Genomic DNA, 15,537 nt, shown 5'->3' with positions numbered 1-15,537 from the left:
GATGTGACCTGAATCACTTATGTTCGCCAGTCAATTGCATTAGTTTGAGTCTTAATCAGGAACACCTGAGTAAATCGCATCAAAGGCAGTTCGCACCTTTCGATCGAGGAGACAACGAATGTTTGATCTTTCCCCAGCGGCGCCCCGAGCCGCCAAGCTAACCGCGCTTGGCATTGGGGTCGCTCTTCTGGCCACAGCTTGTGGTGGGTCTTCGACGCCGACCACGACTGGGTCTTCATCCGCCGCGGCGGCAGGGATCTCCTGCCCGGCACCGAGCGGCGGGGCGGGAGCCGGCAACAGCCAGGCTGCCTCCAACACGGGACCTGTGCCTCCCTCGACTACCACCACTGACACGCCGCTCAAGATTGGTTCGCTCCTGCCGACAACGGGGTCGCTGGCGTTCCTCGGGCCACCTGAAATTGCCGGTGTGAACCTGGGCATCAAGGAAGTCAACGACGCCGGTGGTGTCCTGGGCGCTCCGGTCTCGGTAGTCCACCGCGACTCCGGTGACACCAAGACGGACATCGCCACACAGTCCACCACGGCCCTCCTTGGCCAGGGCGTGAGCGCTGTGATCGGCGCAGCATCTTCGGGTGTCTCCAAGACGGTCATCAACCAGATCACCGGTGCCGGCGTCATCCAGTTCTCGCCTGCGAACACCTCGCCCGACTTCACCACCTGGGATGACAAGGGCCTGTACTGGCGTACGGCTCCCTCCGACGTCCTCCAGGGCAAGGTGCTCGGCAACTACATGGCCACCTGTGGCGCCCAGACCGTTGGCATGATCGTCCTCAACGACGCTTACGGCACCGGCCTGCAGAAGAACGTCAAGGAAGCCTTCGAGGCAGCCGGTGGCAAGGTCGTTGCAGAAGAACTCTTCAACGAAGGCGACTCGCAGTTCAGCAGCCAGGTGGACAAGGTCCTCGCGGCCAAGCCGGATGCCATCGCCCTGATCACCTTCGACCAGGCCAAGAGCATTGTTCCGCTGATCACCGGCAAGGGCATCAAGCCCACGCAGCTGTTCCTGGTTGACGGCAACACCTCCGACTACAGCAAGGACTTCCAGGCCGGCACCTTGAAGGGCGCACAGGGAACCATCCCCGGCACCTTCGCCAAGGATGCCTTCAAACAGAAGCTGCTCGCCATCGATCCCGCCCTGAAGGACTACTCCTACGCAGGCGAGTCGTATGACGCCGTGAACCTCATTGCCCTGGCGTCCGAGGCCGCCAAGAGCACCAAGGGTCCGGACATTGCGGCCAAGCTCAAGGAAGTCTCCGAGGGCGGCGAGAAGTGCTCCGACTTCGGCTCCTGCGTCAAGCTGCTTCGCGAGGGCAAGGACATCGACTACGACGGCCAGTCCGGCCCGGTGACGTTCTCCGACGCCGGTGACCCGACCGAGGCGTACATCGGTATCTACGAGTACCAGGATGACAACACCTACAAGCCGGTCCGGGAAGAGTTCGGCAAGCTCTAAGCCGCAACTCCCTCCGCCCGCTGACCAACAGGCCCCCTTCCACTCCGGTGGAAGGGGGCCTGTTTCTTTAGGACTCTGCGAGCACTCTCTCAACCATTTCCACACCCTGTTGTGCGAAGCCGTGGTCTCCAATTCCATGTGCCCACACCACAGTACCCACCGCTTGGTCCAGGTTTTCGAGCCGCCACACGGCATGCTCCTCCGGGCTGGACATGGTCTGTCCGAACCCTTCGTGGAACGCCTCCGCGAGGTCAGGGGCCGTAAGGAACTGCTGGTGACTCAGCCGGACCAGGTCATGCACCCAAGGGCGCAGGTCTGCGCGGCCGAAATCGATGACTTTCACCTCGCCGGCGTCGCAAAGCCAGTTCCTTGGCTGGTAGTCCCCATGGGACGTCACCAACGCAACCGGGGAAAGCTCGACGGCGGAGACCTCCTTGATCAGGTGGCTCACCATGGACTGCGGCAGCACATCCCTCGCCTTATCGATCAGGGCATTGGTCCGGGCGCTTAATGACCGCATGTAACTCCGCGACATACCAGCCGGACGATGAAGCCGTGCCAGAACTGCCCCGGCTTGGCGATATACGTCCGGGGAGCTTTCAGCAGGACTGCCGGCAACCAGCGTTCCCTCAAGGTATTGGGTAACGAGCAAGCCCTCTTCCGGCGCAGAGAACAGAAGTGTGGGAACTTTCCCCTCCAGCCCGTCCATGCCCCTGGCATAGGCGGCGATCTCACGGCGGATATGGTGGCTGGTTCGGCTTGCCTTGACGATGAACTTGCGCCCATCCATGCTTTCCACGTGCAGCACCGTGGTGTCTTGCAGTGGCCACGAGTAGTCGCCCACCACGGTAAAGCTGCCCAACCACGCGACGAGCAGGCTGTGTTGCCTCTCGCTGATCGACTCAATCACCAACCCAGAATGCCATGCCTGCGGGGCGATCCGCGTTGCCAGCCTGCTTTGTGTGCTGTGGGCGGGGCACGACGGGCGGGTGGGTGTGCGGCTGCCACCTGCTTTGGGGCTTCTCAGGGTGGACACGCCGGGTTTTCGGGGCTTTGAGGGGCTGTGTGGGCTCGAAGTGGGTGGTGGCGGTACGGGGGTCTGGGTTTGCGTCTGTCATCCGGAGCGGGAGGTTCGACGGCGGCGCGTGGGTGAGTGCCGTCGTCGTGGGTTTGCGCTTGTGGGAGGTGGGTGTGCGGCTGCCACCTGCTTTGGGGCTGGTTAGGGTGGACACGCCGGGTTTTCGGGGCTTTGAGGGGCTGTGTGGGCTCGAAGTGGGTGGTGGCGGCACGGGGGCGGGAGGGCCCAGCAAAACGTTGGCCCCGGCTCAGCAAGCTGAACCGGGGCCAACGAGTGCTGTGCCGTACTTGTCAGACTTCGTCCGCGAGGGTACCCAGATACAGCTGGATCACCTTGGGGTCCTTCATAAGTTCACGGCCGGTGCCGGTGTAAGCATCCTTCCCTTGGTCCAGGACGTAGCCGCGGTCGCAGATCTGCAGGCAGCGGCGGGCGTTCTGCTCCACCATGATCACGGAGACTCCGGCCCGGTTGATCTCGTGGACACGCAGGAAAGTCTCGTCCTGCTTGACGGGGGAGAGGCCTGCGGACGGTTCGTCCAGCAACAGGACCGCAGGGTCCATCATGAGTGCCCGGCCCATGGCCACCATCTGCCGCTCGCCACCGGACAGCGACCCAGCCCGTTGTGCGCGGCGCTTTGCGAGTTCGGGGAAGAGGCTGGCAACAAAGTCAAAGCGCTCCGTGAAGGCTTTGGGCCGCTGGAACATGCCCATTTGAAGGTTTTCCTCGATGGTCAGGGTGGCGAAAACGTTGTTCGTCTGGGGAACAAAGCCGACGCCTTGTGTGACCAGCTTGTTGGCCTTCAGCCCGGTCAGGTCCTGGCCCCGGACAACCACGGTGCCGGAGTGGATCTTCACCAAACCGAACATGGCCTTCAGCAGCGTGGACTTACCCGCGCCGTTGGGGCCGATGATGCCGATCAGTTCGCCCTTCCGGGCTTCGATGCTGCAGCCATTAAGGATGTTCACGCCCGGCAGGTACCCGGCCACCAGGTTGGTGACCTTGACGACGGCGTCGCCAACGGGAGCCGCTGAAGGGGCAGCAGCCATGGGGCTTGCTCCACTCATTTTTCCCCCTCGTGCTTGGTCTCGGTGATGTCGGTAGACAGGATCCCGGCGTCTTCGGTGCCCACCACGGACTCATCGTCCGCCTCGAGTTCGGCTTCGAGTTCCTTGATGCCCTCAGCGTCGCCGAGGTCCACGTCATGGTGGGCGCCGAGATAGGCATCGATGACGGCGGGGTTCTTCATGACCTCACCGGGCGGGCCTTCGGCCACCACCTTGCCCTCGGCCATGACCACCACCCAGTCGGCGATGTGGCGGACCATGTTCATGTCGTGCTCGACGAACAGCACGGTCATGCCCTCGGCCTTGAGGTTCTTGATGTGGTCCAGGAGCGACTGGGTCAGTGCCGGGTTCACGCCTGCCATGGGCTCATCCAGCATGACCAGCTTGGGGCGGACCATGAGGGAGCGGGCCATTTCGAGGAGCTTGCGCTGCCCGCCCGAGAGGGAGGCAGCGTAGTCATCCTTCTTGGCATCCAGCTTGAACTTCTCCAGCAGGAGGTCCGCCTGGGCGGTGATCTCCTTTTCGCGTCCTCCCCAGATCCCTTTGAACAATGCCTTGGAGAGGCGCTCGCCGGGCTGGTTGGCTGCGCCGAGCCGCATGTTCTCCATCACGGTCAGCTTGCCCATGACCTTGGTCAGCTGGAACGTCCGGACCATGCCCATGCGGGCCACCTTGTAGGAGGAGACACCGGCCAGGCTGTTGCCCTCGAACTCCCACTTGCCGGAGTTGGGGGTGTCAAAGCCCGTCAACAGGTTGAACAACGTGGTTTTGCCCGCGCCGTTGGGGCCGATCAGGGCGGTGATCTTGTGGCGGGGAATCTCCAGGTATTCCACGTCCACGGCATTGATGCCGCCGAAGGACCGGGTGACGTTCTCCGCGACGACGATCGGGTCGCGCTTCTTGCAGCCGGGGGTGTTGTCCCCGACGGCGATGGGACGGTTATCCGTCATGTAATCGATGGTGTCAGCGTTTTGACCGTTGGTCCCGCTGTTGGTCTCGCTCATGTGAAAGCAAGCTCCTTCTTGTTGCCGAAGACGCCTTGCGGCCGGAAGATCATCAGGAGCATCAGGGCCACACCCACCAGAATGTAGCGCAACTGGCCTGCCTGTACCGTGGTCAGCCAGGTGATGGCTCCGGATTCAATGAGTCCATAGAGCACGCTCTGCGTCAGGGAAAGAACAACCCAGAAGATCATGGCGCCGATCACCGGACCCAGGACCGTGGCCATGCCGCCCAGCAGGAGGCATGTCCAGAGGAAGAAGGTGAGTTCCGTGCCGTAGTTGGATGGCTGAACCGCGCCGCGGGGGAGCGTGAAGATCATGCCTGCCAGGGCGCCGAGTACGCCGCCGATCACCAGGGCCTGCATCTTGTAGGAGTACACGTTCTTGCCGAGCGACCGAACGGCGTTCTCGTCTTCGCGGATGCCCTTCAGGACACGGCCCCACGGGCTGCGCATCAGGAGCCACACCAGGACACAGCAGATGATGACCAAGCCCCACCCGACAACACGGATGAAGAAGTCCCTGTTGTTCATGCCCATGTAGGAGCCTTCAGGGAACGGGTTCATGGAGTAGAAGCCGCCCTCGAAGGCCGCCAGTCCATTGGCCGAGCCCGTAACACTGGTCAGCTGGTTGGTGGTGACCACGTACCGGACGATTTCGGCGGCGGCGATGGTGACGATTGCCAGGTAATCCGCCCGCAGCCGCAGAGTGGGGATACCGAGGATGAAGGCGAAAATCACCGAACACAGCACCGCGATGAGCAGGCCGATGAAGAACGGCACCTCGAAGGACAATGTCGAGATAGCGAAACCGTAGGCACCCACGGCCATGAAGCCTGCCTGGCCGAAGTTCAGCAGGCCCGAGTAGCCGAAGTGGACGGCGAGGCCCAAAGCGGCGAGTGCGTAGGCCGCCGTCGTTGGACTGAAAAGTTCGCCCAGGGCGCTGGAAAGAATAAAACCGAAGTCCATGGCCCGCTCCTAACCCACACGCTCACGCCGGCCGAGGATACCCTGGGGCCGGAACAGAAGGACAACGATCATGATGAAGAGGGCGCCAACGTATTTAAGGTCGGCGGGCAGCCCGAACACGGTGGTCAACTCCACGAAGATGCCCACGACGATCGAACCGATCAGTGCACCGAACACGGTGCCGAGGCCGCCCAAGGTGACGCCCGCGAAGATGAGCAACAGGATCTGGGAGCCCATGTCGAAGGTAACGCCGGGCCGGTAGTACGCCCAGAGGATGCCGCCGAGGGAAGCCAGGACGCCGCCGACGATCCATACAATCCGGATCACCGAGTCAACGTCGATGCCGGACGCTGCCGCCAGGGCCGGGTTGTCGGCGACGGCGCGGGTTGCCTTGCCCAGGCGGGTCTTCAGGAGGACGAAGCCGATCAGGCCAATGACCACGGCGCTGATGATGAGCGACCACAGGTTGTTGGGCGAGATGGAGACCGGTCCGATCTGGATCTCGGCGCTCTGTGCGCCCGGCAGTTGCTGGGTGGCACCACCGAAGAAGAACTGGATGACGTAGCGGATGGCCAGTGCGAGGCCGATGCTGACGATCATCATGGGGACAAGGCCGGAACCGCGGCGCCGCAGGGGGCGCCAGAGACCGGCGTCCTGGACGTAGCCGAAGAGCCCGCCGCCCACCAGGGCCAACAGGATGGCCAGCCAGAAGGGGAAGCCAAAGCCGTTGAACAGGAACACGAGCACCGCGCCGAGCGTGACCATCTCACCGTGCGCGAAGTTGGTCAGGCCGGTGGTTCCAAAGATCAGGGAGAGGCCTACTGAGGCCAGCGCCAGCAGCAAGCCGAAACTGAGGCCGGCCACCAGACGGTTGAGGAGGTTTTGTCCGAAGTCCTGTTGCTGGATCACGATGCCTTTGCCGAAGGCGAAGATCACGGACAGGTTGGATGTCTGGCTGAACGTGACGTCCCGGGGGTTCTCCTGGCCCTCGGCGAGCGTGATTCCCTCCGGCAAGGTAGAGGTGTCAAGCTCGATCGTGTAGGTGCCCTGCACCGGTACTCCGATGTTCCAGGCGCCGTTTGAGCCCGAGGTTGCCTCACCCTCGAACCCGTTTCCGGAGGCCTTGATCTTGACGCCGGAGATCGGTGCCCGGGCGTCGTCGCGGAGGAACCCGCTGATGTTGTTCTGGAATGTTGTTGGTGATGGCGAAGGCGAGGGGGTGGTCGCCTCCGCCGCCGGTGCGGCGATCAGCAGAGTGGCGATGAGGGCGGCGAAGAATGCGCCCACAGCTCTCTGCAGTCCCTTGGACCGTCTCATGGACGGGTCGCGCAGTGTGCTTCTCAAAATGGAAACCTCCACAGTGGGGGTGGTCCCGGCAGCGCCATTGCAGCCGGTGCGAACGGTCATGGGCTTCGTGGACAATTCTTGCCTAAATGCCGCGATTGTGACCTAGGTCACCCATGTGTGGCCTATGTTACCGCTCGGGGGGGACAAAAAATCCCCACTTCAGGGGCGCTAAGGTAGCGATCAGATAACAACTGTGGCGTCACAGGCAACCTTCGGAGGGGGGAAGGCGGGCGACTTACGACGGCGGCAGGGGCCTGTCGTGTCACGGTTCAGTGTCGTCTGGGTGAACAGGGGAACTTTCCCTGCCCTGAACGCGTGGTAATTGGTACCGTGAATTATCACTTAGCCCTTTTTCAGGAGGACACCCGCAATGGCACTTGGCGGAAACCCGATCTTCAACGGAAAGAATTTCCGTGGAGCCACACAGGCGCCGCCTGTTCCGCAGAACCCGTACGGCCAGCAGTTTAACCAGGTCCCTGGCCGGGCACCCGGCCAGGTCATGGACGCCCAGTCCGCCTGGGCGGCGCAGCAGCAGAACCTGACGCACGAACAGCTGCAGCAGATGTACAACCAGCCGGCTGCAGGTCCTGCGGACACCGGACGCATGACCTACGACGACGTCATCATGAAGACCGTCATGTGCCTGGTGGTGCTGGTCATCGGCGCCGCGGTCACCCTGTTCGTGGCTCCTGCCCTGGCTACCATGCTCATGATCGTCGGCGCGCTGGGCGGTTTCGTCCTGGCGCTGGTCAACACGTTCAAGAAGCAGCCGTCGCCGGCCCTGATCCTTGCTTACGCAGGCCTTGAGGGTCTCTTCCTGGGTGGCCTCACCCGCGTTCTCGACGGCATGTTCCCGGGCGTCGGCCTTCAGGCAGTCATCGGCACCTTGGCTGTCTTTGGCGTCACGCTGCTGCTGTTCAAGAGCGGCAAGGTCCGTGCCACCCCCAAGATGATCCGCTTCTTCATGATCGCCACCATCGGGTACGCAGTCTTCGCGCTGATCAACCTCGTGATGATGTGGACCGGTGCTGTGCAGGAGCCTTTCGGCCTCCGCACGAGTTTCGAGATCGCCGGCATCCCGCTGGGTGTCTTCATCGGCATCCTGGCCATCGGCCTGGCGGCGTTCTCGCTGATCATGGACTTCACCAGCATTGAGGAAGGCGTTCGCGCCGGTGCTCCCGAGCGCTACTCCTGGACCGCTGCCTTCGGCCTGACTGTCACCCTCGTGTGGCTCTACGTCGAAATCATCCGCCTGCTGGCGATCCTGCGCGGCGACGACTAACGGCATCCGTTCCTCTGGACGTGCCCCGAAGGGAAACCTTCGGGGCACGTCCCGTTAAGAGACCCTTCAGCTCAAGCGCTCGAACACGACCGCCATTCCCTGGCCACCGCCAACGCACAGGGTGGCCAGCCCCAGGGTCTGGTCGCGGTCCTGGAGACCATTGAGCAGCGTGGTGGCCATTCGCGCACCGGTCATCCCGAACGGATGCCCCAAAGCGATCGCACCACCGTGGACGTTCAGCTTCTCCGGGTCGATCTGCAGCTCGCGTGCGCTCGCTATGACCTGGACGGCGAAAGCCTCGTTGAGTTCCACCAGGTCAATGTCCTCCATGGTCAGCCCGGCAAGGGCGAGGGCCCGGCGGGTGGACTCCACCGGCCCCAGGCCCATGATCTCCGGTGAGAGCGCACTGACGCCTGTGGACACAATCCGCGCCAAGGGCTGGAGCTCCAGTTCCCGTGCCCTTGATTCATTCATGACCACCACAGCCGCGGCGCCATCGTTCAACGGGCAGGCATTCCCGGCGGTGACGGTACCTTCCGCACGGAACACCGGCTGCAATGCCGAGACCGCCTCCAACGTAACGCCCGGCCTGGGGGAGTCGTCCCGATCCACCACAGTGCCATCCCTGCGCGTGTACGGGGTGATGTCCCGCGCGTAGAAGCCGGACGCGATAGCAGCCTCGGCCCGGTTCTGGCTGGTGACACCCCATTCGTCCTGCTCCCGCCGGGAAATGCCATACGTCGTGGCCACGTTCTCGGCGGTCTGGCCCATGGAGATATAGATATCCGGCAACCGCCCGCCAAGCCGGGGGTCGGTCCAAGGGATATTGGACGCTGCCCGCGCCGCCGTCCGCTGTGCTGCCGCGCCGAACAATGGGTTATGGTTGGCCGCGTCGGTTTCCCCGGCACCGGCCCAGTCTTTATAACGGGAGACGCTTTCCACCCCTGCGGACACCACGGCGTGGGCTTCGCCTGCTTTGATCGCGTGGAAGGCCATGCGCAATGTTTGCAGGCTCGACGCGCAGAACCGGTTGACGGTCGCAGCGGGAACGCGGTCAAGGCCTGCGAGCACGGCAGCAACCCGCGCCATGTTGGAACCGGCCTCGCCGCTGGGCTCCGCACAGCCGAGCAGGATGTCGTCCAGCCCGGTCCCGGGGCCGCTGGCCGGCTCGAACCCCGGGAGCTTGGCCAGGGCAGCCTGCACCATGGCCGTGGCGAGGTCGTCGGGGCGTTCGTCCTTGAGGGAGCCCTTGAAGGCCCTGCCGATCGGGCTTCTGGCAGTGGAAACGATCACAGCCTCAGTCATGGGCCCAGCTTACGCCCGGCACATGGCTGGACGCCGGGCGGATGCCGAACGCACGCCTCGGCGGCGTTCAGGCAAGACGCAATGCGCCGGCCGCAGGAGTCACGGTGAAGATGTCCGGTGCCATGAACCCCGCCTCGCTGAAGGCCACGACGACGGCGTCACGCACCTGTTGCTCCTTGCCCACCGGGGTCAGGGCGATGGCTGAGCCGCCGAACCCGCCGCCAGTCATCCGTGCGCCGATGGCCCCATTGGCCCGGGCCGTATCCACGGCGATGTCCAGTTCAGGGCAGGAAATCTCGAAATCGTCCCGCATGGAAACATGGCTGGCATCCAGCAACGCGCCGATGCTTGCCGGCCCGGTGGCGGCCAGGGCTTCCACGGTTTGGAGGACACGATCGTTCTCGGTGACAACGTGGCGGACGCGCTTCAGCGTGATCTCATCCAGCAGGCCTGCTGCATCTTCCAAAGCCTCCAGTCCGACGTCGCGCAGTGCCCTGACGCCCAGTACCTCTGCCCCCAGCTCACAGGACGCGCGGCGGGAAGCGTAACCGCCGTCAGCGTGGGAGTGCGAGACTTTCGTGTCGATCACCAGCAGGACCAAACCGGACGCCTCGGCGTCGAACGGCACCAGTTCCACATGCTGGTCCCGGCAGTCCAGGAACACCGCATGCCCTTTGGCTCCGCGCAGTGAGGCCGATTGGTCCATGATGCCGGTGGGAGCTCCTACGAACACGTTCTCGGCCCGCTGGGTGGCGATGACCAGCTGCTCGGCACCCAGACCGGCTCCGGTGATCTCGTTCAGCGCGGTGATGACGGCGCATTCAATGGCGTGTGAAGAGGACAGCCCGGCACCCAACGGCACGTCGGAATCCAGCAGGAGGTCGAATCCGGGGATGTCGATGCCTTGCTCCTGCAACGCCCATGCAACCCCCAAGGGGTACCGGGCCCAGCCTTCGCCGGATCCCGGTTCCAGCCCCGCGAGGTCGGCCTCGACCACACCGTGCCCGCCGAATGTGGACAGCAACCGGACGTTGGAATCATCTCTGACCCGAAGGGCCACCTTGGCCGTCTTGTCGATGGCGAACGGCAGGACGAAGCCCTCGTTGTAGTCGGTGTGTTCACCTATCAGGTTGACGCGCCCCGGCGCCTGCCACACGCCGTCGGGAGCCGACCCAAAGGTTTCCCGGAAACGGGCGGTGAGGGCGCTGGTGTCCGTGGTGGTGCTCATGCTGGGCTGCCTTCCAGGGTCTGGGAAACAGGGGCTTTAGCCGCGACGCTTCGCAGGCGGTCCGCGACGGCCTCCGGGGTGGTGTCATTGATGAACGCCCCCATGGCGGCCTCGGACCCTGCGAGGTACTTGAGTTTATCGGCTGCGCGGCGGGGGGACGTGAGTTGAAGGTGGAGTTGGCCTGCAGGGCGGAGGGCCGGGTCCAAGGGCGCCTGGTGCCAAGCGGAGATATACGGCATCGGCGTAGGGTAAAGGGCGTCCAGCCGCTTCAGCAGGTCCAGGTAGACGTGGGCGAGTTCGTCCCGTTCTTCGCCCGTCAGGGCTGCAAGGTCCGGGACGCTGCGGTGTGGAACCAGGTGCACTTCAAGGGGCCACCGGGCAGCGAACGGCACGTAGGCGCTGAAGTGGGTTGCTTCCAGGACCATCCGGCTGCCGTCTTCGCGCTCAGCCTTCAAGAGGGAGGCCCCCAGGGTCTCTTTGGCGCCGGAGTCGTCGTAGTACTTCCGGGCCACAGCACCCAAGGTGGCAGCGCGCGGTGTCACGTACGGGTAGGCGTAGATTTGGCCGTGCGGATGGTGGAGCGTCACGCCGATATCGGCGCCGCGGTTTTCGAACGGGAAAACCTGGCGGATGCCCGGCAAGGCGCTCAGTGCTTCCGTGCGGTGGGCCCAGGCTTCGATGACTGTCCGCGCGCGGGTTTCCCCCAGCTCGGCGAACGAACCGGTGTGCCGGGGAGTGAAAGCCACGACCTCGCACCGGCCAAAGGCCGGACCCTTGATCCCGTGGCCGGACCCTCCCGCGGGAGGTGGTACCGGGATGTCACCAACCGCCGGACCCAGTGACGGGAAGCGGTTCTCGAAAACCACGACGTCATAGTCCGCGGCGGGGATCTCCGACGGATTCTCCTCAGTGGTGGGGCAGATGGGGCACTGATGGGCCGGCGGCAGGTGTGTCCGGGTCTGCCGATGTGCGGCGATGGCCACCCATTCACCCGACAAGGCATCGAACCGGACTTCGCCGGGCTCACCGCGGACCGGAAGGTCGCGGTGGTCCGCCAAGGAGGCGGGCATGCGCTCCGGAGTTCCTGGATCATCGAAGTAGATCAGCTCGCGGCTGTCCGCAAGGCGGGTACTGGTAATGCGGGTCATGCAGACCATTATTCCACAATCACCCAAAAGCGCATAGATTCTCACAAAACTTAACATTGAATCCGGGGAGGGAAGCCAACAGATGCAGTACGGTGGTTCCCATGCCTGCTTCCTCACCTTCCGCTGAAACCGGCCACCACGCAGAGCCACGGCGCTTCGCCACCGGACGCCAGTTCGAACTCCGCCGCGGCGACGCGCTCGCCGTCGTGACGGAGCTCGCTGCGGGCCTCCGCCTGTATTCCCGCAATGGCGTCCAACTGACCGAGAGCTACGGCGACGCCGACATTCCACCCGGCGCCACCGGCATCACGCTGGCTCCTTGGGCCAACCGGGTGGAGGACGGCGCCTGGTTGCTGGAGGGCAAGAAGCAGCAACTCGATATCACCGAGGTCAAGTACAACAATGCCAGCCACGGCCTCCTGCGGAATACCGGCTACACGCTGGTGGACGAATCAGAGCACTCGGTCACCCTCGAGGCAACCGTGTTCCCGCAGCACGGTTATCCGTTCCTGGTGCGACACCGGGTTCGCTACGAAGTGGACGCCAACCTGGACCTGCGGGTGCGGCAGACCCTGATCAACGACTCCCAGGACAAAGCTCCCTTCGTCCTCGGCGCCCACCCGTACCTGAGGTTGGGCGACGTACCGCCCGAGGATTTGGTCCTGACGGTCAAGGCCGCCACGCGGTTGGTGGCAGACGACCGCCTCATCCCGCGCAGCACCGCCCCAGCCGACGGGGTCTTCGACCTGTCCAAGGGAAGCCGCGTGGGCGACCTTGACGTAGACGTCGCCCTGACGGACCTGGAGTACGACGCCGGTATCGCCCGCCATACGCTGGCCGCACCTGATGGCCGCAGCGTCAGCCTGGAGCAGGATGTGAACTGCGCTTATGTGCACGTGTATGTCTCCCATATCTTCCCTGGACGCTCCCGGGCCGTTGCCATCGAGCCCATGACCGGACCGGCCAACGCCTTCAACAGCGGGGACGGGCTGCGGTGGCTTGGGGCGGGAGAATCCTTCACCATGGCGTGGGGCATCACGGCGTCGGTCTAGGTCCCGGAGGCCGTAGCGCGCGCTCCGGTTTCCCATACAGCGCGCCCTGCGGAATTATGGGTTTATGACGCCAATGCCTGACGCCAAACCGCGCTCTGACCGCCAAATAGCAGAGGACATCCCTTACGGGGTCCGGATCGCGGCGGCGTGGTCCTGGCGCGCAGGCCTGATCCTGCTCATGATCGGGGCCCTGGTGTGGCTCCTCGGCAAGGTCAGCTTCCTCATCATCCCCGTCATGGTCGCCGCACTGCTGGCCGGCCTCCTGTATCCGGTGGTGGCCTGGCTGCGGAACCGCGGGGTCCCGAATGGACTGGCTGTGGCCATAACGGTGTTGGCCTTCATCGGCGTCATCTCCGGTGCCCTGGCCCTGGTGGGCAGGCAGCTGATCTCGGGCTTCGGAGAGCTGTGGCATGAGGCCCTTGCCGGAATCCAACAGATCCAGGCCTGGCTCGCGGACGGCCCCCTGCACCTGACCGCGGACCAGATCGACCAATACATCTCCGATGCCGCGGCAGCCCTCCAGGACAACAGCAGCAGCATCCTCAGCGGCGCGTTGTCCTTTGGGAGCACTGCCGGCCACTTCGCCGCCGGCCTGGTCCTGGCGCTGTTCATCCTGATCTTCTTCCTGCTCGAAGGCAGCCGCATCTGGGCGTTCATTGTGCGGCTTCTGCCCAAGGCAGCACGCCGGGCGGCAGACGGAGCAGGCCGGCGCGGCTGGACGTCCATGGTCAATTACGTCCGCATCCAGATGTTCGTGGCTTTCGTGGACGCAGTTGGCATCGGCGTGGGAGCAGCCATCATCCAGGTGCCCCTGGCGCTGCCCCTTGCAGTGCTCGTTTTCATCGGCTCCTTCATCCCGGTGGTGGGTGCGCTGGTCACCGGAGCCATCGCCGTTCTGCTCGCACTCGTGGCCAACGGACCCATCAACGCGCTGATCATGCTCGCCATCGTCCTGCTGGTCCAGCAGCTCGAAAGCCACATCCTCCAACCCCTGGTCATGGGCAAGGCTGTGGCGCTGCACCCCGTGGCGGTCATCCTGACGGTGGCGGCCGGATCCTACCTCGCGGGGATCCCCGGCGCCCTCTTTGCGGTGCCGCTGCTCGCCGTAGCAAACACGGCCGTTCGGTACATTGCGGGCCGGACGTGGGAACATGATGAAGGATTGGGCGCGGCGGAATCCCCAACTGCCGCCGGTTCGCCCGGACCCGACGGAGATTCCAACTTCAAGGAAGCCAGGCTCCCCGGGGCCGAATCCGCCGGCGCCAAGAGCGCCGCCCGTAACACCAAGGCATCCGGCAGCTCCACCACGGGGCAGCCGGCGGCCGACACCAACAAAGGAGAATAGTCCGTGAATACCCTCGAAACCCTGCCCGTCACGCTGGACGATGTCCTCAAGGCGCAGGAGCTGCTCGAGGGCATTATTACCAAGACTCCGGTGGAGTCGTCCCGAGCCTTGGGCAGCCTCGTGGGCGGCAATGTCTTTTTCAAGTGCGAGAACCTGCAGCGGGCCGGTTCCTTCAAGGTCCGCGGCGCCTATGTGCGGATGGCCCGCTTGTCTGACGCAGAAAAGAAGCGTGGAGTGGTTGCCGCCTCCGCCGGCAACCACGCCCAGGGCGTCGCGGTGGCGGCCAAGAGCCTGGGCATCAACGCACGCATCTACATGCCGCTTGGTGTTGCCCTCCCCAAGCTGGCAGCAACCCGCAGCCACGGCGCCGAGGTTGTCCTCCACGGCCACAACGTGGACGAAGCCCTGGCCGAGGCCCAGCGGTATGCGGATGAAACCGGTGCTGTGTTTGTCCATCCCTTCGACAACGTGGACGTCGTGGCAGGGCAGGGCACCATCGGCCTGGAAATCCTGGAGCAGGTTCCCAACGTGGACACGATCCTGATGGGCGTGGGCGGCGGTGGGCTGCTGGCCGGTGTTGCGGTGGCCATCAAAGAGAAGGCCAAGGAGTTGGGCCGCGATATCCGGGTGATCGGCGTGCAGGCAGAGAACGCTGCCGCGTACCCGCCGTCGCTGGCCGCCGACGCCTTGGTGCCGCTGAAGAAAGTCTCGACCATGGCCGACGGCATCGCGGTCGGCCGTCCGGGACAGCTCCCGTTCAGCATCATCCGTGAACTAGTGGACGATGTCGTGACCGTGAGCGAAGATTCACTGGCGCGGGCGCTGATCTTCCTGCTCGAGCGCGCCAAGATGGTGGTCGAGCCCGCTGGTGCCGTTGGAGTAGCCGCACTCATGGACGGCAAGATCGAAAACCCGGGGAACACCGCCGTCGTGCTCTCCGGCGGCAACATCGATCCCATGCTCATGCTGAAAGTCATCCAGCGCGGTCTGTCGGCCGCAGGCCGGTTCATGACCGTGCGCATGATGCTGGACGACCGCCCCGGCTCGCTGGCAACGATCGCCCGCATCATCGCTGAAAACGACGCGAACGTCACCGGGTTGGACCACACCCGCCTGGGCGGGTCGATCAGCATGGGCGATGTCTCGATCACCATCAACCTGGAAACCAAGGGCCATGAACACGGTGAGCAGGTTCTCGGCGCCCTGCGTGCAGAAGGCTTCCAGCCAATCGTTGTTCACTGAAAG

At 64.2% G+C, this 15,537-nt stretch carries 13 protein-coding genes; 5 read left to right on the top strand and 8 right to left on the bottom strand.

Annotated elements, in window-relative coordinates; genetic code table 11:
- Positions 1–118: 118 nt before the first annotated feature.
- Positions 119–1,474, top strand: a complete 1,356-nt coding sequence (locus ACSVIE_RS07875) for an ABC transporter substrate-binding protein (protein ID WP_426006466.1) — start codon at positions 119–121, stop codon at positions 1,472–1,474.
- A 67-nt stretch (positions 1,475–1,541) separates the two neighbouring features.
- Here the strand turns inward: ACSVIE_RS07875 and ACSVIE_RS07870 are convergent, their stop codons facing one another.
- The 5 genes from ACSVIE_RS07870 to ACSVIE_RS07850 form a co-directional block, all read right to left on the bottom strand.
- On the bottom strand, positions 1,542–2,384 hold the full coding sequence (locus ACSVIE_RS07870; protein WP_442423506.1) for a phosphotransferase family protein: 843 nt from the start codon (positions 2,382–2,384) through the stop codon (positions 1,542–1,544).
- A 458-nt stretch (positions 2,385–2,842) separates the two neighbouring features.
- Positions 2,843–3,616, bottom strand: a complete 774-nt coding sequence (locus ACSVIE_RS07865; RefSeq protein ID WP_426006469.1) for an ABC transporter ATP-binding protein — start codon at positions 3,614–3,616, stop codon at positions 2,843–2,845.
- Positions 3,613–4,620: an ABC transporter ATP-binding protein gene (locus tag ACSVIE_RS07860; RefSeq protein ID WP_442423505.1), complete on the bottom strand. Its 1,008-nt coding sequence runs from the start codon at positions 4,618–4,620 to the stop codon at positions 3,613–3,615. The genes ACSVIE_RS07865 and ACSVIE_RS07860 overlap by 4 nt, the downstream gene beginning before the upstream one ends.
- Entirely contained in the window at positions 4,617–5,585 is a 969-nt protein-coding gene (locus ACSVIE_RS07855; RefSeq protein ID WP_426006471.1) for a branched-chain amino acid ABC transporter permease, read from the bottom strand. Before ACSVIE_RS07855 ends, ACSVIE_RS07860 begins: the two co-directional genes overlap by 4 nt.
- Positions 5,586–5,594: 9 nt before the next feature.
- A complete protein-coding gene (locus ACSVIE_RS07850; RefSeq protein WP_426006472.1) occupies positions 5,595–6,992 on the bottom strand; it encodes a branched-chain amino acid ABC transporter permease in 1,398 nt (465 codons plus the stop codon).
- A gap of 310 nt (positions 6,993–7,302) precedes the next feature.
- Here ACSVIE_RS07850 and ACSVIE_RS07845 point away from each other — a divergent pair, with 310 nt between their 5' ends.
- Positions 7,303–8,214 carry a Bax inhibitor-1/YccA family protein gene (locus tag ACSVIE_RS07845; RefSeq protein ID WP_426006473.1) on the top strand — a complete coding sequence of 304 codons (912 nt, stop codon included), beginning with the start codon at positions 7,303–7,305 and terminating at the stop codon, positions 8,212–8,214.
- 66 nt (positions 8,215–8,280) lie between these two features.
- Here the strand turns inward: ACSVIE_RS07845 and ACSVIE_RS07840 are convergent, their stop codons facing one another.
- The 3 genes from ACSVIE_RS07840 to galT all read right to left on the bottom strand — a co-directional run bounded on the left by ACSVIE_RS07840 (position 8,281) and on the right by galT (position 11,895).
- Positions 8,281–9,519, bottom strand: a complete 1,239-nt coding sequence (locus tag ACSVIE_RS07840; RefSeq protein ID WP_426006474.1) for an acetyl-CoA C-acetyltransferase — start codon at positions 9,517–9,519, stop codon at positions 8,281–8,283.
- Between the two features lie 67 nt (positions 9,520–9,586).
- A complete protein-coding gene (gene galK / locus ACSVIE_RS07835) occupies positions 9,587–10,747 on the bottom strand; it encodes a galactokinase (protein WP_442423504.1) in 1,161 nt (386 codons plus the stop codon).
- Complete coding sequence (galT, locus tag ACSVIE_RS07830; protein WP_426006476.1) at positions 10,744–11,895, bottom strand: galactose-1-phosphate uridylyltransferase; 1,152 nt, start codon at positions 11,893–11,895, stop codon at positions 10,744–10,746. The genes galK and galT overlap by 4 nt, the downstream gene beginning before the upstream one ends.
- Positions 11,896–11,996: 101 nt before the next feature.
- Between galT and ACSVIE_RS07825 the strand changes: the two genes are divergently transcribed.
- From ACSVIE_RS07825 to ilvA, 3 genes are all read left to right on the top strand, one after another.
- A complete protein-coding gene (locus tag ACSVIE_RS07825; RefSeq protein WP_426006477.1) occupies positions 11,997–12,947 on the top strand; it encodes an aldose 1-epimerase family protein in 951 nt (316 codons plus the stop codon).
- A 64-nt stretch (positions 12,948–13,011) separates the two neighbouring features.
- Complete coding sequence (locus ACSVIE_RS07820; protein ID WP_426006478.1) at positions 13,012–14,292, top strand: AI-2E family transporter; 1,281 nt, start codon at positions 13,012–13,014, stop codon at positions 14,290–14,292.
- Between the two features lie 3 nt (positions 14,293–14,295).
- Positions 14,296–15,534 carry a threonine ammonia-lyase gene (ilvA, locus tag ACSVIE_RS07815; RefSeq protein WP_426006479.1) on the top strand — a complete coding sequence of 413 codons (1,239 nt, stop codon included), beginning with the start codon at positions 14,296–14,298 and terminating at the stop codon, positions 15,532–15,534.
- The last annotated feature ends 3 nt before the right edge of the window (positions 15,535–15,537 follow it).

Source organism: Paenarthrobacter sp. NCHU4564 (genome assembly GCF_052156435.1).
GTDB lineage: Bacteria > Actinomycetota > Actinomycetes > Actinomycetales > Micrococcaceae > Arthrobacter.
This window is presented reverse-complemented; position numbering and strand designations above follow the sequence as displayed.

Excerpts from the sequence above, each read along its gene's own strand:
- ACSVIE_RS07855 (WP_426006471.1), bottom strand. The coding sequence starts at position 5,585 with ATGGACTTCGGTTTTATTCTTTCCAGCGCCCTGGGCGAACTTTTCAGT.
- galT (WP_426006476.1), bottom strand. The coding sequence starts at position 11,895 with ATGACCCGCATTACCAGTACCCGCCTTGCGGACAGCCGCGAGCTGATC.
- galK (WP_442423504.1), bottom strand. The coding sequence starts at position 10,747 with ATGAGCACCACCACGGACACCAGCGCCCTCACCGCCCGTTTCCGGGAA.
- ACSVIE_RS07840 (WP_426006474.1), bottom strand. The coding sequence starts at position 9,519 with ATGACTGAGGCTGTGATCGTTTCCACTGCCAGAAGCCCGATCGGCAGG.
- ACSVIE_RS07875 (WP_426006466.1), top strand. The coding sequence starts at position 119 with ATGTTTGATCTTTCCCCAGCGGCGCCCCGAGCCGCCAAGCTAACCGCG.
- ACSVIE_RS07865 (WP_426006469.1), bottom strand. The coding sequence starts at position 3,616 with ATGAGTGGAGCAAGCCCCATGGCTGCTGCCCCTTCAGCGGCTCCCGTT.
- ACSVIE_RS07845 (WP_426006473.1), top strand. The coding sequence starts at position 7,303 with ATGGCACTTGGCGGAAACCCGATCTTCAACGGAAAGAATTTCCGTGGA.
- ACSVIE_RS07850 (WP_426006472.1), bottom strand. The coding sequence starts at position 6,992 with ATGACCGTTCGCACCGGCTGCAATGGCGCTGCCGGGACCACCCCCACT.
- ACSVIE_RS07825 (WP_426006477.1), top strand. The coding sequence starts at position 11,997 with ATGCCTGCTTCCTCACCTTCCGCTGAAACCGGCCACCACGCAGAGCCA.
- ACSVIE_RS07860 (WP_442423505.1), bottom strand. The coding sequence starts at position 4,620 with ATGAGCGAGACCAACAGCGGGACCAACGGTCAAAACGCTGACACCATC.
- ACSVIE_RS07820 (WP_426006478.1), top strand. The coding sequence starts at position 13,012 with ATGACGCCAATGCCTGACGCCAAACCGCGCTCTGACCGCCAAATAGCA.